Consider the following 23,248-nt stretch of genomic DNA (forward strand, 5'->3'; position numbering starts at 1 on the left):
ACATTCAAAAACGACACAGTTCGAGGGAACGAAAAGGATGTTTGGGGACAGTTCGCGTCTTTTCATCAGGCTGATTGGCTTTCTTTGCTTATTATTAGCACAGCCACTTCACGCGACCATTTTATCTTCCGCTTTACTCAATGAAGCTCAACAGCTGGCAGAGATTGATCCGTCACAAGCCAAGCAAGTCGCCAAAAACTACTTATTGCAACGCGAATTAACGGAACGTCAAGAGAATGGAAGTCCATCTGCGATGTCCCGCGAAGAGACCGACCGCAGTATTCGCACACCCAACAGTACGATTGAAGCACATAAGATCATCGCTCAAGCTGACTTTACAATGGGTGATATTCGAGGTGCGATTGAAAACCTCAATGAAGCAGAAAGGTTGGCAACGGAGTATCAACTTCCGTATATGCGCCTAGACGTACAGCTAATGCGAAATCAAATGTTATGGTTAAGCAATAAAGACTATGCGACAGGCGAACAAAATCTTAATCACATTGAACAGCAAATCGAAAGCAATAATGTCACTCTTTTGCGCACTGACAGCATACGCTATCGATTAATCATGCAACGTGCACTTCTTGCTTCACACAGCGGAGATATGTTCAGTGCGGAGCGTTACTACTCTGAAGCAAAAAAATACTCAGTAGTACTCGTTCTGAGCTAACGCTCATTGACTATCACACTGCGGTCGGTGAATTTTATCTCAACTGCAAAAAGTACAACCTTGCACTCTCAGAATTGCTATACGCCTATTGGCAATCCATTGAAAGTGACAACGGCGGTAAGTTAGCAAAAGTAAACCGATTGTTGGCGCGACTATTTAAAGAACGCCGAGTGTACGACAAAGCTATTGAATACTTATCTCAAGCGGCAGATTTTTATGACACTTACCCAAATTCGCCAATATTGGCTCACGTGCTAGAAAAAATGGGCGACGTTTACTTCTACCAAGGTAAATATAACTTAGCACTTGTCCACTATTTCAACGTCATGGACCACCCAAGCACCGATAAAGACATCGGTCGCAGTATCAATCTCCGCTTAAGCCTCGCGGCAACATACTTACAGCTATATAACTATCCTTTGGCAGACCAGTATCTTGATCGCGCGACAGAATTGTTAGAGTACACTGACTTCCCTGACTTAAAAGCCAAGGCAGCATTATTGCATTCAGGACTCGCCTACCATCAAAATGATGGTAGGTTGGTGATTGAAAATGCGAATAAAGCACTCGATATTTTAGAAAAACTGCCCAACGCAGATGGTTTCATTAAACAACAATCTTACCGTTTACTCGGGTTAGGTTACGAACAAGTCGGAGAATACCGCACCTCTTTACAAGCATTTAAGAAATACATCAATCTTGTTCGCCTGGAGCAAAAGCAGCTTAACCAAATTAGTGAGGATGCGTTTCGTCAGCAAAAGGAGTTTGCGGAGCAAAGTATTCACTATGTTAGTCAAACCGATAAACTGTCTTTGGTCGAAATGGAACATCGCAAGTTCCAAAAGATCTCGTTTGCGTTATTTATTACCGTATTGGTGATGTTCCTATTTATCATGCGCCGTGGTGTGATAATGCAAAAGCAAATGGCGGAAATAGACAAATTACGTAATGACCTTTTTACGCATTCACGCTCTCGTCTGCGTAATCTCCGCATGCTCAATGTAAAACTGTCTCATTCATTAAAGAAATCCAGCGACACGTTCGAACAATGGCAAATGGGGGAATTAATTCACGAGCCACTGAACGACCGTCTTCGTTTTGTGATGATTGATTTGCCATTTTTACGCAGTATGTACGTACAACACGGATACAAAGCGGGCCTAGAGCTAGAGCGAGCCTTTGGTGAATTTTTAGCAGAAAGAGTGACAAAACCGACTCGCTTATACCATTTCTCGGATGCGAACTTACTTTATATTGAACCCAATGCCGATCGAAATACGTCTGGTGAAGCAACGTTTGAGAAATTCCAAAGTTGGGTTGATGAATTTGCACAGCGACATAATGTCAATAGAACCATTCGTATGGGTATCAGTGACTACCCATTCTTACCTCGAGCTTACACAGCAATTAACGATGAAGAACTGTTGGATCTCTTGTTACTTGCTACCCACGTAGCCCGTGAGGTGAGCTTGAAAGATAAACAGAGCCATTGGGTCTTCTTAAAAGCGATCGATAACGCACCTGCAGCAAGTTTTGCAACCGATGATATTAGAACGGCGTGTAAACATGCGATTAATCAAGGTCTAATAAAGGTTCATTCTTCGTACAAGAATGAGGACGATATCAAAAAAATATTAAAAAATGGATAATTACCCGCCCGTTAAGCATAAACAAATGATGACGCTATTACGTTTTTTGTTATCATCACTTAATTGTCAGTAGTACATGGACTTAACTGCATTCGTTTCATGGGAATCTTGGAATCCGATATTCAATCACAGCTTCATCAGCTGAGTTGTCAACTTGACCAACTCCGCCTGACTCATCGTGATAGTTCGCTCAAATTTAAACGTGAGCAACAAGTTCTCAAACGCGTTGTGGCGTCCTTGGCTTCTGCGTGCCATGGTTCAAATTCGCACGTCACTGATTATTTGCTCGAGATTCAGCAAGAACTCGAGCATCCAAAAGACATCAGTTCACTTATCCCCCGCCTCGCGGTCCTAGAAAGGATGCTTAAGCAGAATTCACAAACTGTTAGCAAGCAAAACCAATACCTGACCGATCAAGTCAAACACAGCGGTGCGACCCTACAACGCATCACAGGTTTGCCTGCGCAACTCAAGCGAGAACTGCGTAACTTGATGAGTTTCTCCGATGTAAATAGCGATAAAAATGTTGATCAAGCCATCAAGCTACTCAGCATCTATGAACGCGCGCTAAAGATCATCACAACCAACTCTCGTCTGAATCTATCCGATCTAGAAAATGGTCCAGATAAACCTCAACTTGAGTGTTTGGCAAGCGACTTACAACACGCCATTACTGAGCTGGATTTTGATGGCGATGCCGGAGATCAACTTCTAGAGATTCGCTCAAAGTTACTTTTAGGCACCAATGCAGAATCATTAATCGATTTAACCTTAAATACGCTTAAGCTCGTCATCGATGCAACCAAAGCAGAACGAAAAGCATCAGAACAATTTTTAGAGCAGCTCAATACTTCTCTTGCTAACCATCTAAAAACCGCGCACCAAAATGTCGATCAGCATGAAAACTATTTTGAGCACCGACAAGAACTGAATGCAGAGATGACAAATTTGGTCAACCTTAGCCAAAAGTCATTAACACAAGCGAATGACATCGCAGAGCTCAAGCAAGAAATGACGCCACTGCTCGCTCAAATGGCCTCGTTAACGGAACGCCTTAAAATGGCGGAAGCGCGAGAACAAGCGCTTCAAGATCGTTTGAATTACAATAAGAACCAACTCGAATCCGTATTTGAAACAACGCAAGACTACCGCCGCCGGTTAGAAGACCAAGCGCAGCGTATGTTGCAAGATCCACTGACGAAAGTATACAACCGAGCCGCTTTTGCCGATCGTATGGAATTGGAATATCGCCGTTGGATTCGCTCACAGAAAAATTTGCGCACCGTATTGTTTGATATCGACAACTTCAAAGCCATCAACGACAGTTACGGCTATACCGCTGGTGACAAAGCATTAAAAATCATTGCGCGAACCATTTTAAAACGAACAGAGAAAACAGATACTGTGGCTCGCTTTGGTGGTGAAGAGTTTATTCTGCTTATCCCAGAACAACCTGAAGAATATACCCTTGAGTTAATGAAGAATATCCAAAAGGATATCAGCAAATTGCCATTTAAGTTCCGTGAGCAAAACATCATGATCACGCTCACTGCCGTTTCTACGTCATTTAAAGAATCTGACACGCCAGAATATGTATTAAATCGCTTAGGCGTTATGCAAAGAAATGCAAAGCAGCGTGGTCCAAACCAAGTTGACTGGAACTAAGGTTGCTCAAAAAAAACAACAAACAAGCCATATTCTTAGCATTTACTCTACAATAGCCTCAAATTTTCAATGAGTTATCACATTTCTCTTCTCTAAGTCTGCTAAGCTAATTAAACGCCATAAGACAATGTCTACTATAGATCGCTGTCTACCATAAAATAATGTCCACCAGTCGACACACTCTAACCATACGAATAAATTAGTCAGAGCACTGGTGTTTTTCCTCTACATATTGCAATAGCAAGGAGGCCTTATGATTACTCATATCAGCCCTGCTGGTAGCATGGATTTGCTATCTCAACTCGAAGTAGAACGCCTAAAGAAAACGGCATCGAGTGATCTTTATCAACTGTACCGCAACTGTACACTCGCGGTACTCAACTCTGGCAGCCATACCGATAACTCAAAAGAGCTGCTTGATAAACACCAATCTTTTGATGTCAACGTTGTGCGCCGCGAACGCGGCATCAAGCTGGAGCTGGCGAATCCCCCAGAGCACGCGTTTGTCGATGGTGAAATAATCAAAGGTATTCAAGAGCATCTTTTCTCTGTGTTGCGTGACATTGTTTACGTCAACATGCACCTCGCAGACAACCAGCGACTGAATCTCACCAACGCCACCCACATTACGAACCTTGTATTTGGTATTTTGCGTAATGCTGGTGCGCTAACCCCCGGTATTGAACCTAACCTTGTGGTTTGTTGGGGTGGTCACTCGATCAATGCGACCGAATACCAATACACTCGCGAAGTAGGTAACGAGCTAGGCTTGCGTGAACTTAATATCTGTACAGGTTGTGGGCCGGGGGCAATGGAAGGCCCAATGAAAGGAGCCGCAATTGGTCATGCTAAACAGCGTTACACCGAGCAACGCTACCTAGGTTTAACCGAACCTTCAATCATTGCCGCTGAGCCACCAAACCCAATCGTGAATGAGCTGGTGATCATGCCAGACATCGAGAAGCGTCTCGAAGCTTTTGTTCGTATGGCACATGGCATTGTCATTTTCCCTGGTGGCCCAGGAACAGCAGAAGAACTGCTGTACATTTTGGGCATCATGATGCATCCAGAAAACGCTGATCAGCCAATGCCAATCGTACTGACAGGTCCAAAAGAGAGTGAGGCCTACTTCCGCTCCATTGACGCCTTTATTGCCGATACACTGGGTGAAGAGGGACAGAAACACTACCAGATCGTTATTGATGATCCAGCGGAAGTTGCTCGCATTATGAAGCGTTCAATGGAAGACGTTCGACTGCACCGAAAAGAGAAAGGTGACGCGTACAGCTTTAACTGGTCACTAAAAATAGAACCTGAGTTCCAACTGCCGTTTGAACCAAACCATGAATCGATGGAAAGCTTAAACCTAAACTTAAACCAGAAACCTCAAGTATTGGCGGCCACATTGCGTCAAGCTTTCTCTGGTATCGTAGCGGGTAACGTAAAAGCAGAGGGAATACGTGAGATCGAGCAAAAAGGCCCATTTGTTATCAATGGTGAATCTTCATTGATGCACAAGCTGGATATCTTGCTCCAAGATTTCGTCGAACAACATCGAATGAAACTTCCAGGCGGTACCGCTTACGAACCTTGCTACCGAATCGCTCATCCAGAAAAAGCGACTCGATAGAACAGCGTAGTTTCGTTACACTAGGGGCATTACGCCCCTTTTTTATTGCTAAGTCATTATGTCTATTCATCTTGTTATCATCGATGCCCTAAATTTGATCCGTCGCGTGCACTCTGCACAGGCCGATCCGACCGACATAGCAAGAACGATAACAACAACGGGCCGAACACTATCACGCATCCTTTCTGAGGCTCAACCGACTCATATCATTGCGGTGTTTGATCACCATGAGCAAGACCGTGGTTGGCGCGCAACCATTCTTCCTGAATATAAGCAAAACCGTAAACCAATGCCCGAACCGTTAATGCAAGGTTTAGATGCCATCCAACAGGCATGGTGGGAACAAGGTATCGACTCTTTGCTGTCCGAGGGAGACGAAGCCGATGATTTAGTGGCGACACTGGCAACCAAGGTAGCAAGCCATGGTGAAAAGGTCACGATTGTCTCAACAGACAAAGGCTATTGCCAACTGCTCTCCCCAACACTTCAAATTCGTGATTACTTTCAGCATCGTTGGTTGGATGAGCCTTTTATTGAAAAAGAATTTGGTGTGAAACCAAGCCAACTGACTGATTACTGGGGATTAACGGGGATCAGCTCAAGCCAAGTGCCTGGCATTCCTGGAGTTGGACCAAAAGCAGCGAAAGACATCTTGACGCAATATGAAGATATTGAAGTGGCTTATGCCAGTGACGATCTTGCGCCTAAGTATCGTAAGAAGTTTGATGAACATATTGAGTCAGCACGTTTATGTAAACGCGTTGCGGCACTTAAATGCGATATTGAGCTTGGCTTCAACCTGCAAGATATTCGTTTCACTGGCCCAAATAAAACGGAATAAACTCGGATTAACCATCAGGCTCTTTGACCAATCCCTGACGTCAGATAAATAAAAAGCGCCGACAAAAATGGGCGCTTTTTTGAATCTGAAATCTCTACAGCATCATTTCGTTAAAATTAATGCGGAGAAATGTTCGATAGGCACTGGATGTGAATCGTGATTTCCTCACGGTCATGGTACAGGTGCTTAGCTTGCAGCTTAAACTTCACTTTATTCTCGATCAGGAACATTTTTAAGTTCTCAAGATCTTGAAGCACCTCATCGTAACGACCTTTCATTGGTAACTTCAAGTTAAAGATCGCTTCTTTAGCCCAGCCTTTCAGCAGCCATTGTCCCATCAAGTGCGCCACGCGTGCTGGTTTCTCAACCATATCACACACAATCCAGGTTACGTTCTTACGGTCAGGTTCAAACTTAAAGCCGTCCACCATGTGGTGCTTGATTTGACCCGTTTCCATTAGGCTGTCAGCCATCATACCGTTATCAACACAGTGAACGAACATCGAACGCTTCACCAATTGGTAAGTCCAACCACCTGGACACGCACCTAGGTCAACGCCCCACATACCCGGTGCTAGACGCTCATCCCACTCTTCACGAGGAATAAATACATGAAAAGCTTCTTCCAGTTTCAGTGTTGAACGGCTTGGCGCGTCTGCTGGAAACTTAAGGCGAGGAATACCCATAAAGAACGGCGAGTTGTTACCCGGGTATGAGTAACCCACGTAACAGTGACCTGGTGCCACAAAACAGATGTGCAGCACTGGTTTTTTCGCGTTATCTTTGTTCCACATCAGACCTTTACCGCGCATTGCTTGGCGCATCGGTACGGTAAACTTACGGCAGAACTTCAACAGCTCTTTCGCTTCATTCGTATCTGGCGTTTCAATACGTAAATCACCACAACGAGGAAATGATGCCACTTCAGACAACTCCGCAAGAATTGGGCTAATGCGGTCTTCACTTGGTAACGATTCAAACTCAGCAGCAACGGCAAACATTTGACGAGCAAAAATCAGCGCACTGAAATCTAAGCTTTTTGCTAGTTTATCGGCGTCTCCATCCTGGTAACACTCAAAGACAACATAACCTGAGTTTTTCTTCACACGAGAGAAGCCATACACTTCCAACTGTGTTGCTTTGTCCTGAATTTCACCAGCACACTCTTTCTCAAAGCCAGCACGGCAATAGAGCATTAGTTGTTTCACTTGGAGACCTCTTTGATATTAAACGCAGCAATAAAGAACAGACACCAGCCGATCATGAACATGAATCCCCCCATTGGAGTGATTGGTCCGAACCACTTAATGCCCGTCAGCGCCAGCGCGTAAAGACTGCCGCTAAAACAAAAGATGCCGATGATAAAGCAAATCGCGGCAATGAAAAAATATTTTTGTGCTTTTTGTCCCAAATTGACCAACACCAAAACCGCACAAAACGCGATCGCCAAGGTGTGGATGAATTGGTATAAAACGCCGGTTTCAAAAACACCAAGCAAATAAGGCGACAATTTCGCTTTCAAACCATGCGCAGCAAAAGCACCTAATGCCACAGATATTAGACCTGAAATGCCTGTAAATGAGAGTAACCACTTACTTTTCACTGTACACCTCTTTAATAAAGGCGGCTAGCTGCTCAACAGCGAGTGCAATATTACCCGCCTCTGTATAGCCTGAACGCTTACGAGGCTTAAAGCTATGGTCACCATCAGGCATAAAACTCACCGCAACTTTCTCAGAAAACGTAAAGCTTTCGAATTCTTCTCGCTTACCAAAGGTATCTCGCTCACCTTGTAAAATAAGGGTCGGTTTGTTGATTGTCGCTAGGTGCTCACCTTTGTATTTTTCAGGCTTACCTGGCGGATGGAATGGAAACCCCAAGCATGCAACACCAGCCACCAACGCATTGTCAGCGAGCAAACTCGACATTCTACCGCCCATCGATTTACCGCCAATAACGATAGGCTGGGAAGTAAAGTGAGTGATCACTTCTTCATAAGCCTCTAACAGTTTGGGGGCTCGATCTGGCGGGCGCTTTTTACCATCTTCAGTGCGCTTAACCATATAAGGGAAATTAAAACGCACCACTCGTACCCCTTGCTCAACTAACCCTTTGGCAACGGCACTCATGAAATCATGATCCATGTCTGCACCTGCGCCATGAGCAAAAATAAACAGTGGTCCGTTTTTAGGTCCCTCAACTATCCAATGGCTCATCCAGTACTTCCTCTTGTTCTTTTCTCGCCGTTGCAAGCATCCAGTCTCTAAAGGTGGCGATACGCCCCATATCAGCTTGCTGCTCATGGCAGACAACGTAGAAAGAGTTTTTCGATAGCAACACTTCATCAAATGGTGCAATCAAACGGCCCGCTTCCATTTCTGGCTTAGCAAGCACGTTGTTACCCAGTGCGACCCCTTGTCCGTGAGCAGCAGCTTGTAGCACCATCGTCGAGTGACTAAAGATAGGACCATGGTTCACATTGACACCATCCACATTGTGCTGGCGTGCGAACTGTTTCCAATCTTTACGTGAGGTATCGTGCAACAAAGTATGTAACTTGAGATCACTTAAAGATTCTAATGGTTTGTTACCTAAAAGTAACGAAGGTGAACAAAGTGGGATCAAAAACTCTTGATAGAGCTTATCCGCACGCAGACCTGGCCAATTACCTCGACCATAATAGATAGCGACATCGACATCGTCTGTCAGTGAGCCCTCATCCATATCTACCGCTTTGATACGAACATCAATATCTGGCTCTTGAGCATTGAAATGCGCTAACCGAGGAACAAGCCACTGAATGGCAAAGCTTGGTGGTAAACTGATCGTCAATGCACCTTTTTCGCTGCGTTCCAACACCTTATCAGTTGCTTCAGCAATCGAAGTAAAGATATCTTTTATGTCTAAGAAGTAACTTTGTCCCTCTTCCGTCAACAATAACGAACGGTTACGACGACGAAAAAGTTTCAAAGACAAGAACTCTTCCAAAGCTTTAATTTGGTGACTCACGGCCGCTTGAGTCACAAACAACTCCTCGGCAGCTCGAGTAAAGCTAAGATGGCGGGCAGCCGCTTCAAACACTCGAAGTGAATTTAGTGGAGGCAATCTGCGAGACATATAGGACCTCAGTAGGATTAGTTTTTTTTATCTGAAACATTATAAAATGTCCGTTGTCGAACAGCCAGATAAATTCTATATTTCACCCCGCAAAACGAGCCTGAACGGCTTGATTCTATTTGTGAATCAATTGGTTCGTTGTTGCGATGTTGTGTTTGCAAACTCGTATTTCGAGTTAGGTAGATTTCTACCATGATGTTTTGTGCATGACTCTTGTGACAAAACATATACTTCCTGTATTTATTTTGACCTGTCTGTCAAATTTGTTACACCGCCTTTTTTTGGCGGTGTTTTTTTATCTGCACAATTCTCCCCGCCCGCAACAAAATATTGGCACTAAGATCACTTTTCCATCTCGATTTCGGATTAATTATCGTTATATCAATACTAATTCCAAAAGATACGATTGCGTTCAATATTACCATCTCATTGCGACCCGTTTTTCAGATTATGAAACGAAAAAAGCGCAAACTGATTTCTCAGTTTGCGCTTTTTAGCTATTTGTTTTTCAACAAGCTTACGGGCGGTAAACTTTTACGTTGTTAAACCCTTGCTCTTGCAGGTATAGAGCTTGCAGACGGCTCATCACCCCACGCTCACAGTACAATAGGTAAGTCTTAGACTGATCTAAATCACCAAATTGAGTACTTAGCTTATAGAATGGGATGTGCTTAACATCAACACCATCAATTTCCAGTGGGTTATCGTCTTCCTCTTCAGGACTACGGATATCCAACACAATAGCGTGATCTTCTACCGCTTGAACTTGTTCTACTTCAGGTGCTGCTTGCTCAGACTCTTTCGCGATATCACGAATGTCCATAACACGCGCTTCTTGTACCACTTGATCAAGAATGCTGAAGTCGAATTTCTCTTCTTCTGCGAGCAGTTTTCCTTTGATCGCTTTTACCGTAGGCTTCTTAGAAATAACGCCACAGTATTCTGGCATTGTCTTCGCGAAGTCTTCTGTACCGATATCACGCGCTAGGTTAATGATGTCTTCTTTATCCCAGTTAATAAGCGGACGCAGAATCAGCGTATCAGTGACGTTATCGATGTGGCGAAGGTTAGTTAGCGTTTGGCTTGAAACTTGGCCTAGCGCCTCACCCGTCACCAATGCTTCAATCTTAAACTTCTCTGCAACCTTACCAGCCGCACGCATGAACATACGCTTTAAGATAACGCCCATTTGGCCATCATCAACTTTCTCAAGGATCTCAGCCACGACAGGCTCAAAATCTACTGAGATAAAACGTACTTTTGCTGAAGAACCGTATTTGTTCCATAGGTAATGAGAAACCTGCTTAACGCCGATTTCGTGAGCAGGACCACCTAAGTTAAAGAAACAGTAGTGAACTTTAGAACCACGTTTGATGTGAAGGTAGCTTGATACACCAGAGTCGAAACCGCCAGAAATCAGGCTTAATACATCTTCTTGCGTTCCTAGAGGGAAGCCACCTAGACCTTTATGACGCGCCAATACTTGATTTAGTTTGTCATTATTCACTTCAACGTTGATCGTTACGTCTGGTTTATGCAGTTTCACACGTGCACTTTCAACCGCTTGGTTAAGACCGCCGCCAACATAACGTTCTAGCTCGATAGACGTGAAGTCATGCTTACCACGACGTTTCGCACGTACCACAAACGTTTTGTTTTCAATCGTTTCACGGCTTAGCTCTAACACTTGCTCATAGATGTTGTGCAGGTCGGTAAAATCAGACTGCTTTACTTCTAGAACATGGTGAATGCCTGGCGTGTGTGTCAGGATTTCCAAGACTTCCGCGTGGAAATCATCTTTCTCTGACGTCACTTCAATGTGATCACGACGGTTGAATACCGCAACAGATTCGGTACGGTTCTTCACGATGTTACGAATGTTACACTCTAAAATCTTTGTGAAGCGCTTGCGCACCGATTCACTTTTAACAAAAATTTCTGGATGGGGCTTTACAATAAATTTCATAGTTTTGTTCGCAGGTTAGTTTCGCAATCAACAATGAGTGACACTCTGCATAAAGCATTTATACGCAGCAAAGCGCGTGTTGTTCACACGTACTTTCATGTGCTCACTTTAAAGGCGCAAGATTATACACCTAAGCGAAATGGAATGACAAAAAAAGCGAGCTCACGCTCGCTTTTAGTATATACGTTGGAAGCAACTGACGACTCTACTCTGTGGTATTCCACAAACGGCGATCCGTCATTACACTCTAAATCCGCATCGTTAGGTCAGTTCCGCGCAGTAACCAATGTTCGACTATTGAATGACGGGCACTTCTTCACTATAGAGTGGTTCTCCTTGCATGATGCTAATTTCAACACGGCGATTGAGCGCACGGTTGGCATCAGAATCATTCGGGACCAATGGTTCAGTATCCGCCATGCCACGAACACGCAAACGTTGATGGGAGAAACCTCTGACTTTCTCCATCTCTTGCGCAACAGACACCGCACGTTGGGAAGATAAGTCCCAGTTTGAACGATACAACTCCGAGTCAATCTTCTGGTTATCCGTGTGACCCGAAATACGCACTATGCCCGGCACGTCTTTCACCAATTCCGCGATTTGACGCACTAAAGGACGGAACTTAGGTTGTAAGAATGCAGAACCTTCAGGAAATGCTCCTTTTTCTCGCATCCGAATAACGATCTGCTGACCAAGGTTTTCAACGTCGATCGCCCCTTGCTCGATTTCACGCTCTAACGCTTTCTTGATGCTTTCCATCAAGGTTTCCATCTCTTGCGAGGTGGATTCAGACTGCTGCTGTTGCATGTCTGTTTCTGCTGATTGATTATTCTGTGTTGACGTTTCTGGCGATTGTCCCCCAGTCAGCTTACCTTGATCACGCTTTGTACCACCCGCGCGATCGGATTCTCCCTCATGGAACTCAAGGGTTTGCTGCGTTACGTCCATCGTTTGTTGCATGATGACATCAATCGGAGTTGGCTCCGGACGGCCCGGACGAAACTCTTGAGCAATGATGCTGGTTCCCTTGGGAATGTCTTTCACTTCCAGTTGATTTTGCACACCAAACGCAAACTTCATCGAACCCGCGATCTGTTTGAACTTCAGTACATCCATTTCTGAGAATGAAAGTAGCAACACGAAGAAACACATCAAAAGAGACATCAAGTCAGCAAACGTCCCCATCCATGCCGGTGAGCCAGGTGGGGGACACTTACATTTATTATCTTCATCCATTATCAGGCCCCTGACTAATCATCAATTTCAAGAGCACGTTTACCCTCATTGAGGTAATTCTTTAAGTAGTTATCGATAACTCTTGGATTCTGGCCATCTTGTATCGCCAACACGCCATCCATAATAAGACGACGATTTAACGTTTCTTGATCTCGACGAAGTGACAGTTTGTCCGCTATCGGGAAAAACAACATATTAGAGAGTACCGCACCGTATAGCGTCGTCAAAAGCGCAACGGCCATTGCCGGCCCGATCGATTTTGGATCGTCCATGTTTGAAAGCATCGCCACCAAGCCGACCAGCGTACCGATCATCCCCATCGCAGGAGCAACGTCACCAAATGCCCGAAATACCCCCGTCCCTTGTGTATGACGCTCGTCCGTCAATGCAATGTCTTTTTGCAAAGCGGCACGAACAACATCAGCGTCATGACCGTCGACCAATAGGTCAATGCCCTTTTGCATAAAGCTATTGTTGATTTCCATCTCTTCCAGCGCAAGGAATCCGCCTTTACGGGCCGCATCTGCCATCTCAACGATCTTAGCAATCAAGTCTTCTGGATCATCGGCTTTGAATATAAACGCCTTGCCAGCAATTTTTGTCGCTCCAAAGAATTGCCCAACGGTGAACTTCATCAACACCACAAATGCAGAGCCGCCAACAACAATAAGGATTGAGGTCACATCGACAAACATACCGATGCTACCACCAAGTACCATCGCCATAATGACAAACGCAAAACCACCAATCAGACCTATTAAGGTTGCTAAATCCACAAAGCACTCCTCACGCAATATTCAAAAGTTGCCTACACGGGCGAATTATTACTTGTATCGACAGATAAAACAGAATTTTTAGAAAAATCTTGGTTAACAGGTCACAAAAAGATCATTTGGGTTGTTTTCTATTGTAATCCGATGGTCACCAAGCCTTATCTAGCGCTAAATTTGTGACAATTATACGAGGTTAAATTTGACCAAGTTACTAGGCTAAGGTAACTTGCGTGCATTCGATTAGAGGCTTGATTAAGGCAGATAAAAGATGGCGGTCAAAAAACCAGAAAACATGACCTTTGAAGCAACCATTGAAGAGCTAGACAGCTTGGTTGATCAACTAGAAAGTGGCGATCTTGCCTTAGACGATGCTCTACGCAAATTTGAACGTGGTATTGCATTGGCTCGTGCAGGCCAAACGAAGCTGAGCGATGCAGAACAGCGCGTCAGCATTCTTCTTAGTGAAGATGACGAAGCACCACTGAGTGACTTCACCCCTGAGTCGGATTAATTATCAGTAGTGAGCAATGTGATGCAAGAGACATTGACGTCTTATCAACAACGAAATAATCAACAACTGAATCTATGGCTAGAGCACTTGCCTCACCAACAACAGCCACTGATCCAAGCAATGAAATACGGCCTTTTACTTGGTGGTAAACGCGTTCGTCCATTTCTTGTGTACATTACAGGCCAAATGCTTGGCTGCAAGCCAGAGGATCTGGATACCTCTGCCTCTGCGATCGAGTGCATTCATGCCTACTCTCTCATTCATGATGATCTGCCTGCTATGGATGATGATGAGTTACGCCGCGGTCAGCCTACATGCCACATCAAATTTGATGAAGCGACGGCAATACTAACCGGTGATGCGTTGCAAACTCTTGCTTTTACGATCCTAGCTGAGGGTAATCTGAACTCAAATGCCGAGCAATACCGTATAAAAATGGTGCAAGCCCTTGCTCAAGCATCAGGTGCTCGCGGGATGTGTTTAGGCCAAGCGCTTGACCTAGGTGCGGAAAACCGTCAGGTCTCTCTCGCAGAATTGGAAGAAATTCATCGCAACAAAACCGGAGCTCTGATTAACTGTGCGGTAAAACTCGGCGCGTTGTCAGCTGGCGAGAAAGGATTGGAAGTGTTACCACACCTTGAACGCTATTCAAATGCAATCGGTTTGGCGTTTCAGGTTCAAGACGATATTCTTGATATCATCAGTGATACTGAAACGCTGGGAAAACCTCAAGGTTCAGACCAAGAGCTGAATAAGAGCACTTACCCATCTTTATTAGGATTAGAGGGAGCAATGGAGAAAGCTCACACTCTTTTACAGGAAGCACTTCAAGCATTAGAAGCGATTCCATACAATACTCAGTTACTAGAAGAGTTCGCCCGATATGTCATCGAGCGCAAGAACTAACACTATAAGCGCGCATTTATATGACTCTTGATATTTCAAAATACCCGACACTGGCGTTAGCAAATACACCGGAAGAGTTGCGTCTTCTTCCAAAAGAAACATTGCCAACATTGTGCAATGAACTACGAACGTATCTGCTAAACTCAGTGAGCCAATCCAGTGGCCACCTTGCTTCTGGTTTAGGAACGGTAGAGCTAACTGTTGCTCTACACTATGTGTACAACACGCCTATCGACCAATTAATTTGGGATGTTGGTCATCAAGCATACCCACATAAGATCCTAACAGGTCGTCGTGACCAGATGCCAACTATCCGCCAGAAAGATGGACTTCATCCTTTCCCTTGGCGTGAAGAGAGCGAATACGACACCCTTTCTGTCGGTCACTCATCGACTTCTATCAGTGCTGGTCTTGGTATGGCCATCAGCGCTCAAAAAGAAGGAAAGGGCCGCAAGGTCGTGAGTGTGATTGGTGATGGTGCCATTACTGCAGGCATGGCATTTGAAGCCATGAACCATGCAGGTGATGTACATTCAGACATGCTGGTCATCCTGAACGACAACGAAATGTCGATTTCAGAAAACGTTGGCGCACTGAACAACCATCTGGCAAAAGTGCTATCTGGCAGCTTGTACACTTCTATCCGTGAGGGCGGTAAAAAAGTACTGTCTGGTGTACCACCAATCAAAGAGTTGGTTCGTCGTACTGAAGAGCACCTAAAAGGCATGGTCGTTCCTGGTACACTGTTTGAAGAGTTAGGCTTCAATTACATCGGCCCTATCGACGGTCACGATGTCAATGAGCTTGTGAAAACACTGAAAAACATGCGTGAGCTGAAAGGTCCGCAATTCCTGCACATCATGACCAAGAAAGGCAAAGGTTACGAACCTGCAGAGAAAGATCCCATCGGCTACCACGGCGTACCAAAGTTCGATCCATCACATAATAGCTTGCCGAAAAGCAGTGGTGGTAAGCCAAGTTTCTCAAAGATCTTCGGTGACTTCCTGTGTGACATGGCAGCGCAAGATCCTAAGCTAATGGCGATTACACCAGCAATGCGCGAAGGCTCTGGCATGGTACGTTTCTCGAAAGAGTTCCCAAGCCAATACTTCGATGTCGCAATCGCTGAGCAGCATGCTGTGACGCTCGCTACAGGTATGGCGATTGCTGGCGATCACCCTATCGTAGCCATCTACTCGACTTTCCTGCAGCGTGGTTATGATCAGTTAATCCACGATGTTGCGATCATGGATTTACCTGTCATGTTCGCTATCGACCGTGCAGGTCTGGTTGGCGCAGATGGTCAAACTCACCAAGGTGCGTTCGATCTGAGCTTTATGCGCTGTATTCCGAACATGGTGATCATGGCACCAAGTGATGAAAACGAATGCCGTCAAATGCTTTACACTGGCCATAAGCACACAGGTCCAAGTGCCGTACGTTACCCTCGTGGTAGTGGTATGGGCACGGAAATTGAAAAAGACTTCACTGCACTTGAAATCGGTAAAGGCCGTATCGTTCGTAAAGGTGAAAAAGTCGCGATTCTGAGTTTTGGTACCTTCTTAGGTAACGCGCTAGAGGCGGCTGAAAACCTAAACGCAACCGTTGCTGATATGCGCTTTGTTAAACCATTGGATGAAGAACTCATTCGTCAGCTCGCAGCCGAACACGATGTACTTGTCACACTAGAAGAGAATGCGATTGCCGGTGGTGCGGGCGCAGGCGTTATTGAGTTTATGATGCAAGATAAGATCATCAAGCCTGTACTAAACCTTGGCTTACCAGATCGCTTCATTCCTCAAGGAACACAAGGCGAGTTACACGAAGACCTTGGCTTAGACGCAAAAGGCATCGAGAAATCGATCAACGCTTACGTCGCTAAGTAAGCGACTCGCTACATAAATCAAGTAAGCTAGCGCAAAGCAAACGTCAAAAAAGACACTTAAAACAAAAAGGGATGCCTCACGGCATCCCTTTTGTTTATCTATTCATTGTTAGACCGTTAAAACTGCATCCAACCCGCGTATTTAGCCACTAAAAACAGCGCAATACCTGCCATGCTACCGGCCACGATATCATCAATCATGATCCCCAAACCGCCATGGACACGTTTGTCTAACCAACCGATTGGCCATGGTTTTACCATATCGAAGAATCGGAATAGGATAAAGCCTGTCAGCAGCCACTTCCACTCAGTAAGGGGAATGTTCAATGCAGGTACTAGGCTCATGGTGATCCAAAAGCCAGCAAATTCATCCCACACGATGGAGCCATGGTCGTGAACGCCCATATCATCGGACGTCACCTGACAAATCTTAACGCCAATAATACAGGAGATAAGCACAACAACCACGTAGATAGGAAAAGGGAGCTGTGCAAGAAGCAAGAACAACGGCACTGCAGCAAGTGTCCCCATCGTACCGGGAACCACAGGTGATAGCCCACTACCAAACCCTGTGGCTAAAAGATGCCATGGATTCTTTAATGAAATCAGAGATAAAGGGTTGGTCATATCCTTAAACCTATACAACAAATTTGGTTTCAATCTTAGGCTAGCGATTCACGAAAATCACTTAAGATGCATTAAAATCAATTAAAGTGGTCAAAGCCACTGAGCTCCCAATCTAATTTTTGGCCATTATCATGCAGTTCAAACGTCCCTTGGGGTCGGATTTGACCAATACAGGTAAATTTACAGCCAACATGGGAGAGCGCACTTTGTAAAGAACCTCGATTGTGCTCTGGTACGGTAAAACATAATTCGTATTCTTCGCCACTAGACAAAGCATACTGCTGCGCGCTGACCTTATCATCTAAAAATTGCACTAATTCAGAAGATATTGGTAATTGAGAGACATCTAAGCTGATCCCGACCTCTGAGCGCTTAAGGATATGCTTAACATCAGAAATGAGGCCATCCGATATATCAATCGCTGAAGAAGCCAGCCCAATAAGCGCCTGACCAACTAATACTCGTGGCGTACTTAGATAGTGAGCTTTCTCAAGCGACTCTGCTGCAACTCTCGTACGAAGCGCATCATCAAGGATGACATCCAGCCCTGCTTTTGCATCGCCCAAGTTGCCCGTGACATAGACCCAGTCTCCAACCTTTGCTCCGCAGCGTGTCAGCGCTTTACCCTCAGGAACAAATCCTTGGACGGTCAACGTGAGACTTAATGGGCCTTTGGTGGTATCGCCACCAATAAGTTGAATGCCAAAATAATTCGCCAGTTCGAAAAACGCATCACAAAAAGGGGCTAGCCACGCTTCGTCAGGCTCAGGCATGGTTAATGCAAAACTGACCCATGCTGGCGTTGCACCCATCGCCGCTAAATCGCTAATATTTGAAGCCAAAGCTTTATGCGCGACCCAAGCAGGGTTTGCATCCGTGAGAAAGTGAGTACCAGCCACTAGAGTATCGGTACTAATGGCGATTTGAACGTTCGCAGGAGCTTTCACTAATGCACAGTCATCACCAGCCGCAAGGTAAACATCTTTACGTTGGTTTTGACGACCAACAAAGTATTTATCGATAAGGTTGAATTCACCAGACATAGATCTTTTATCTTCGATACAAAAAAGGTCAGCAGATGCTGACCTTTTTATTCAAGAAATCATTATTTCTTACGTACGTGTGGCGCTGCTTTATCTAGCACACCATTCACAAACTTGTGGCTGTCTTCTGCTGCGAATACTTTTGCAAGTTCAATCGCTTCGTTGATCACCACTTTGTAAGGAACATCTTCGCGACGAGTCATCTCGTACATAGCTAGGCGAAGAAGAGCAAGTTCCATCATATCCAAGTCTTGCATTGGGCGAGACACGTATGGACGGATTTTGCTATCTAGCTCTAGGTGGCTAAGTACAACACCGCTTAGTAGTTCACGGAAGTAAGCTACGTCAGTTTCAGGAGCAGCGAGTGCTGGCTCTGATGCATGAAGTTCTTCTTCATCGTATTTGTCGCCAGACAAAAACTGTTCTTCAATCTTGGCAACATTCTCTTTAGTAATTTGCCATGAATAGATCGCCTGTAGAGCGAATTGACGTGCGTTACGACGTGCGGCTGGTTTCACACTGGCCCCCATTAGGAATCAATTTCAGATAGTACATTAATCATTTCAAGTGCGCTTAGTGCAGCCTCTGCACCTTTATTACCAGCCTTGGTTCCTGCGCGTTCAATCGCTTGATCAATAGTGTCAACAGTCAATACACCAAATGCTACTGGAAGACTATACTCCATAGACACTTGTGCTAGACCCTTGTTACATTCACTACAAACATAGTCAAAGTGAGGTGTACCGCCACGGATTACTGTACCTAGAGATACGATTGCATCGTACTTACCAGTTTTAGCAACGCGCTGAGCTACCAATGGTAGTTCTACGGCACCAGGGCAACGAACAACAGTGATGTTGTCTTCGCTTACTTGTCCGTGACGCTTTAGTGTATCGATCGCACCAGAAAGTAGGCTTTCGTTAATAAAACTGTTAAAACGAGAAATAACGATAGCAATTTTTGCATTTGGCGCTGGGAAGCCACCCTCGATCACTTTCATAAGCTTTCCTTTAACTGTATTTATAAGTGAAAATTGTTCATCAAGTGAGAATCGCCGGATTCTAGCACAAATTTGTGAGCAATATCTAATGGAAATTAGGGGCGAGTCACGAACGCCAAGCCACAAACAAAATCAGTGTGCTTATGGCTAGGTTTAAATCGTTCTAGTATTACTCGCAGACGTATTCAACCACGTTTAAGCCAAAACCGCCCAATGCGTGATATTTTTTATTCGTTGATGACAGCAAACGCATATCATGAACCCCCAAATCTGCTAGGATTTGAGACCCCACACCTACACGGCGCGATGTGCCTTGTTTCTTTGCAAGAGTCGGTGCTTCACCCTTATCTTGCGCTTCAAACATTTTTACGCGGTGAATCAGCAAATCTGTTGAGTCTTCATGCCCAAGAACCACGAGAACCCCCCCCTCTTCACCAATACGCTTCATCGCTTTATCTAGCGTCCAACTGCGCTCAGCATTACGATCACTGCGAAGAACATCAGTAAAGACATCTTGAAGATGCACTCGAACTAATGGGGCATCCTCGGTTAAATCGCCATTTTGCATGGCATAGTGAACTTGATTGTCGATGGTATCTTTATAGGTCACTAACTTGAACTCACCATATTCCGTCGGCAGTCTACATTCAGCCACACGCTCAATCGTGGTTTCGGTGTTATTACGATATTCGATAAGATCCGCGATTGTACCTAACTTCAAACCGTGTTTTTCGGCAAAGACTTCAAGATCAGGACGGCGCGCCATCGTGCCATCGTCATTTAAGATTTCAACAATGACCGATGCAGGTTCCAGCCCCGCTAAACGAGCCAAATCACAGCCCGCTTCAGTATGACCTGCGCGAGTCAACACACCACCGTCTTGTGCTGCAAGTGGGAAGATGTGCCCCGGTTGAACCAAATCCGATGCTTTTGCATTTGATGCAACAGCAGCTTGTACCGTGCGCGCACGATCAGCCGCGGATATACCCGTTGTCACCCCCTCAGCCGCTTCAATAGAAACCGTGAAGTTAGTGGTGTACTGTGCATTATTGTCTTGTACCATCGGTGGTAAGCCTAGGCTTTCACAGCGAGTTTTTGTCATGGTCAGACAGATCAATCCACGACCATATGTCGCCATAAAGTTAATGGCTTCAGGTGTGATATGTTCGGCTGCCATGATCAGGTCGCCCTCGTTCTCACGATCTTCGTCATCCATCAAGATGACCATTTTACCCGCGCGAATATCATCAATAATTTCTTGTGGCGTGCTGATTGGCATAACCTACTCCCCGTTATTCTTAATTTATTGTTGGCAGCAATGCGCTTCGAACTTGGTTTTCCTTGCCAAGTCTTGAAACACCATTTCATTCGAGTTTGAACGGACCAACATGTAAGTCAATTGACCTTATGATGTTCTGTGACTGTGGTCTGCTTAGCTTATGCAAAACCGTTTTGCTGCAAAAACTCCATTGTGATGCGCGATTCTTGCTTTTGCTCTTGCTGGCCTTGCAACAAGCGCTCCATATAACGAGCAAGCACATCGACTTCTAGATTCACTTTGCGACCTACATGAAATTGATCAATCGTGGTCTCTTCACTGGTGTGAGGAACAATCGTCAATTTAAAACCATTTTTACGTAGGTCGTTGACGGTCAGACTAATGCCATCCACTGTGATCGAGCCTTTTTCTGCGACGTACTTACTGATTTCAGCAGGCATTTCTACCCAGAATTCAATCGCTCGACCAACTTGGTTGCGCTCAACAATCACGCCCACGCCATCGACGTGACCTGACACAATGTGCCCACCAAAACGTGTCGTTGGTAACATGGCCTTTTCTAGGTTCACTTTATCGCCAACTTGGTAAGCGGCAAAACCGGTTTTATTCAGCGTTTCCAGCGATAAGTCGGCACTGTAATAGTTGCTACCGAAGTCGACGACCGTCAAGCACACACCATTGGTCGCAATACTATCGCCTAACTTAACGTCAGACATATCTAATTTGCCGACTTCCACCGTAACGGTGATATCTTCGCCTTTTGGCGTAATCGCAGCTAGCTTGCCAACTGCTTCTACAATTCCTGTAAACATAATGCTTCTTTCTAACTCGGGTTAGTTGTGACGGTGGCGGTGATACGGATATCCACACCAACCATTCGAACGTCTGTAATGTCTAAATCGATGACATCAGCCATGTTGCTCAAACCAAGCGTCCCTATCAAACCTCGGCCATCACTGCCCATCAACTTAGGTGCAAGGTAAACGATCAATTCATCGACTAGATTGGCTTTGATAAGCGAACTCGCGAGCGTTGCCCCGGCTTCTACCCATAAGTGATTGATGTGATGCTCAGCGGCAATCACTTTTAATGTCGCTGCCAAATCAATTTGACCAACTTTATCCAGCTTAGGAGCAATATCACCCTTTGGGCTGACAATGATACGCTCACCATCGGTATTGAATAACTTTAGATCATCACTGAGTTGAGATTGACGGTCTAAAATCACCCGAGAAGGCTGACGCACATGTTGTTGAGGGTATTGCACTTGCACGCTTAAGGGGAGGTCATCCCAGCGTACATTCAGTGAGGCGTTGTCATCCATTACCGTTTTACTGGTTGAGAGTACACCACCACTTATGGCACGGTAACGCTGAACATCTTGTCGAGCTTTCGGGGAAGTGATCCACTGGCTCTGACCATTATTCAAGGCAGTTTGCCCATCGAGACTGGCCGCCATTTTCAATTGTACGAATGGCATGCCCGTCTGCATAAACTTGATGAAAGATCGATTCAGTACTTTGGCTTCACTTTCTAACAAACCGACCTGAACTTCTACCCCTGCATCACGCAGCATTTGAAAACCGCGCCCTGCGACTTTCGGGTTCGGATCTTTCATCGCACAGACAACGCGAGCGACTTTGGCTTTGATTAGTCCTTCAGCACAAGGCGGAGTGCGACCATAGTGAGAACAAGGTTCAAGTGTCACATAAGCGGTCGAGCCTTCGGCCTTTTCCCCTGCCATACGCAAAGCAAACACTTCTGCATGAGGCTCACCAGCGCGATAATGATAACCCTCACCGACAATTTCGCCATTGCGAACAATGACACAGCCGACATTCGGGTTTGGAGCGGTGGTATAAATGCCGCGCTGGGCCAACTTAAGCGCGCGCGACATCATATCGAAATCTTGAGAGGTAAATTCTGAAGTCTTTGTGAATTGAACCGTCATTCAATTAATCTTCAAGGCGAGCGATTTCTTCACCGAATTCGCGGATATCTTCAAAACTACGGTAAACCGATGCAAAACGGATATAGGCAACTTTGTCCAACTCTTTAAGTTGATCCATCACCAAGTTACCAATCATCTCACTTGGTACTTCACGCTCACCTGTAGCACGCAACTGAGATTTAATCATGCTGATCGCCAGCTCAATAGAATCCGCACTCACTGGGCGTTTTTCGAGTGCTCGTTGAATACCGCCGACCATTTTATCTTCATCAAAGGGTTCACGATTACCATTAGACTTAATTACTCTCGGCATCACCAATTCTGCCGTTTCAAACGTCGTAAAGCGTTCGCTACAAGCCAGACATTGGCGACGACGACGAACCTGATGGCCGTCTGCAACTAAGCGGGAATCTATTACTTTTGTATCGTTCTCAGAACAAAAAGGACAATGCATGTCACCTCCAAATATCGTGGCTTTAGGGTCGTCCAAAAA

General features: G+C 45.1%; 21 protein-coding genes and 1 pseudogene. 7 read left to right on the forward strand and 15 right to left on the reverse strand.

Features of this window, described 5'->3' with window-relative positions:
* The first annotated feature begins 37 nt into the window (after nt 1-37).
* The 4 genes and pseudogenes from KHN78_RS03945 (at nt 38) to xni (ending at nt 6,458) form a co-directional block, all read left to right on the forward strand.
* Nucleotides 38-2,322: pseudogene (locus KHN78_RS03945) on the forward strand (tetratricopeptide repeat protein).
* Nucleotides 2,323-2,421: 99 nt separating this feature from the next.
* Complete coding sequence (locus KHN78_RS03950) at nt 2,422-3,987, forward strand: GGDEF domain-containing protein (RefSeq protein WP_211919871.1); 1,566 nt, start codon at nt 2,422-2,424, stop codon at nt 3,985-3,987.
* A 253-nt stretch (nt 3,988-4,240) separates the two neighbouring features.
* Nucleotides 4,241-5,617 carry a nucleotide 5'-monophosphate nucleosidase PpnN gene (ppnN, locus tag KHN78_RS03955; RefSeq protein WP_128811459.1) on the forward strand — a complete coding sequence of 459 codons (1,377 nt, stop codon included), beginning with the start codon at nt 4,241-4,243 and terminating at the stop codon, nt 5,615-5,617.
* A gap of 58 nt (nt 5,618-5,675) precedes the next feature.
* A complete protein-coding gene (gene xni, locus KHN78_RS03960; RefSeq protein ID WP_211919872.1) occupies nt 5,676-6,458 on the forward strand; it encodes a flap endonuclease Xni in 783 nt (260 codons plus the stop codon).
* A 116-nt stretch (nt 6,459-6,574) separates the two neighbouring features.
* Here the strand turns inward: xni and rlmM are convergent, their stop codons facing one another.
* The 7 genes from rlmM to pomA all read right to left on the reverse strand — a co-directional run bounded on the left by rlmM (nt 6,575) and on the right by pomA (nt 13,556).
* Entirely contained in the window at nt 6,575-7,666 is a 1,092-nt protein-coding gene (gene rlmM, locus KHN78_RS03965; protein ID WP_211919873.1) for a 23S rRNA (cytidine(2498)-2'-O)-methyltransferase RlmM, read from the reverse strand.
* Nucleotides 7,663-8,061, reverse strand: coding sequence for a DUF423 domain-containing protein (locus KHN78_RS03970; protein ID WP_211919874.1), 399 nt, complete (start codon nt 8,059-8,061; stop codon nt 7,663-7,665). Before KHN78_RS03970 ends, rlmM begins: the two co-directional genes overlap by 4 nt.
* On the reverse strand, nt 8,051-8,674 hold the full coding sequence (locus KHN78_RS03975; protein ID WP_211919875.1) for an alpha/beta fold hydrolase: 624 nt from the start codon (nt 8,672-8,674) through the stop codon (nt 8,051-8,053). Before KHN78_RS03975 ends, KHN78_RS03970 begins: the two co-directional genes overlap by 11 nt.
* Complete coding sequence (locus KHN78_RS03980) at nt 8,655-9,575, reverse strand: transcriptional regulator GcvA (protein WP_211919876.1); 921 nt, start codon at nt 9,573-9,575, stop codon at nt 8,655-8,657. The genes KHN78_RS03975 and KHN78_RS03980 overlap by 20 nt, the downstream gene beginning before the upstream one ends.
* Nucleotides 9,576-10,092: 517 nt before the next feature.
* Entirely contained in the window at nt 10,093-11,541 is a 1,449-nt protein-coding gene (gene thiI, locus KHN78_RS03985) for a tRNA uracil 4-sulfurtransferase ThiI (protein ID WP_211919877.1), read from the reverse strand.
* Nucleotides 11,542-11,835: 294 nt separating this feature from the next.
* Nucleotides 11,836-12,780 (reverse strand): flagellar motor protein MotB, encoded by a 945-nt coding sequence (locus KHN78_RS03990; RefSeq protein ID WP_164837213.1) that lies wholly within the window; start codon nt 12,778-12,780, stop codon nt 11,836-11,838.
* Between the two features lie 14 nt (nt 12,781-12,794).
* Nucleotides 12,795-13,556, reverse strand: coding sequence for a flagellar motor protein PomA (gene pomA / locus KHN78_RS03995; RefSeq protein ID WP_211919878.1), 762 nt, complete (start codon nt 13,554-13,556; stop codon nt 12,795-12,797).
* Nucleotides 13,557-13,821: 265 nt separating this feature from the next.
* On the opposite strand from pomA, the gene xseB reads away from it, so the two are divergent.
* Genes xseB through dxs form a run of 3 tightly spaced genes read left to right on the forward strand, consistent with a single transcriptional unit; the run spans nt 13,822 to nt 16,856 of the window.
* Entirely contained in the window at nt 13,822-14,064 is a 243-nt protein-coding gene (gene xseB, locus KHN78_RS04000; RefSeq protein WP_211919879.1) for an exodeoxyribonuclease VII small subunit, read from the forward strand.
* A 21-nt stretch (nt 14,065-14,085) separates the two neighbouring features.
* Entirely contained in the window at nt 14,086-14,970 is an 885-nt protein-coding gene (ispA, locus tag KHN78_RS04005; RefSeq protein WP_211919880.1) for a (2E,6E)-farnesyl diphosphate synthase, read from the forward strand.
* A gap of 20 nt (nt 14,971-14,990) precedes the next feature.
* Nucleotides 14,991-16,856 carry a 1-deoxy-D-xylulose-5-phosphate synthase gene (gene dxs / locus KHN78_RS04010; protein WP_211919881.1) on the forward strand — a complete coding sequence of 622 codons (1,866 nt, stop codon included), beginning with the start codon at nt 14,991-14,993 and terminating at the stop codon, nt 16,854-16,856.
* Nucleotides 16,857-16,972: 116 nt separating this feature from the next.
* On the opposite strand, the gene pgpA is transcribed toward dxs, so the two are convergent.
* From pgpA to nrdR, 8 genes are all read right to left on the reverse strand, one after another.
* On the reverse strand, nt 16,973-17,482 hold the full coding sequence (pgpA, locus tag KHN78_RS04015; protein ID WP_211919882.1) for a phosphatidylglycerophosphatase A: 510 nt from the start codon (nt 17,480-17,482) through the stop codon (nt 16,973-16,975).
* A 77-nt stretch (nt 17,483-17,559) separates the two neighbouring features.
* Nucleotides 17,560-18,525, reverse strand: a complete 966-nt coding sequence (thiL, locus tag KHN78_RS04020; RefSeq protein ID WP_128811471.1) for a thiamine-phosphate kinase — start codon at nt 18,523-18,525, stop codon at nt 17,560-17,562.
* 62 nt (nt 18,526-18,587) lie between these two features.
* Complete coding sequence (gene nusB, locus KHN78_RS04025; protein WP_128811472.1) at nt 18,588-19,055, reverse strand: transcription antitermination factor NusB; 468 nt, start codon at nt 19,053-19,055, stop codon at nt 18,588-18,590.
* Nucleotides 19,055-19,525, reverse strand: a complete 471-nt coding sequence (ribE, locus tag KHN78_RS04030) for a 6,7-dimethyl-8-ribityllumazine synthase (protein WP_099080888.1) — start codon at nt 19,523-19,525, stop codon at nt 19,055-19,057. Before ribE ends, nusB begins: the two co-directional genes overlap by 1 nt.
* 169 nt (nt 19,526-19,694) lie before the next feature.
* Nucleotides 19,695-20,804 (reverse strand): bifunctional 3,4-dihydroxy-2-butanone-4-phosphate synthase/GTP cyclohydrolase II, encoded by a 1,110-nt coding sequence (gene ribBA, locus KHN78_RS04035; RefSeq protein WP_211919883.1) that lies wholly within the window; start codon nt 20,802-20,804, stop codon nt 19,695-19,697.
* Between the two features lie 158 nt (nt 20,805-20,962).
* The gene (locus tag KHN78_RS04040) at nt 20,963-21,616 is read right to left on the reverse strand and encodes a riboflavin synthase (protein ID WP_211919884.1); all 654 of its coding nucleotides are present in this window, start codon (nt 21,614-21,616) and stop codon (nt 20,963-20,965) included.
* 11 nt (nt 21,617-21,627) lie between these two features.
* Nucleotides 21,628-22,755, reverse strand: a complete 1,128-nt coding sequence (gene ribD, locus KHN78_RS04045; protein WP_211919885.1) for a bifunctional diaminohydroxyphosphoribosylaminopyrimidine deaminase/5-amino-6-(5-phosphoribosylamino)uracil reductase RibD — start codon at nt 22,753-22,755, stop codon at nt 21,628-21,630.
* A gap of 4 nt (nt 22,756-22,759) precedes the next feature.
* Nucleotides 22,760-23,209, reverse strand: a complete 450-nt coding sequence (gene nrdR / locus KHN78_RS04050) for a transcriptional regulator NrdR (protein ID WP_128811476.1) — start codon at nt 23,207-23,209, stop codon at nt 22,760-22,762.
* Between the last annotated feature and the right edge of the window lie 39 nt (nt 23,210-23,248).

The organism is Vibrio sp. B1REV9 (assembly GCF_905175395.2).
In the GTDB taxonomy this organism is placed as follows: Bacteria; Pseudomonadota; Gammaproteobacteria; order Enterobacterales; family Vibrionaceae; genus Vibrio; species Vibrio alfacsensis.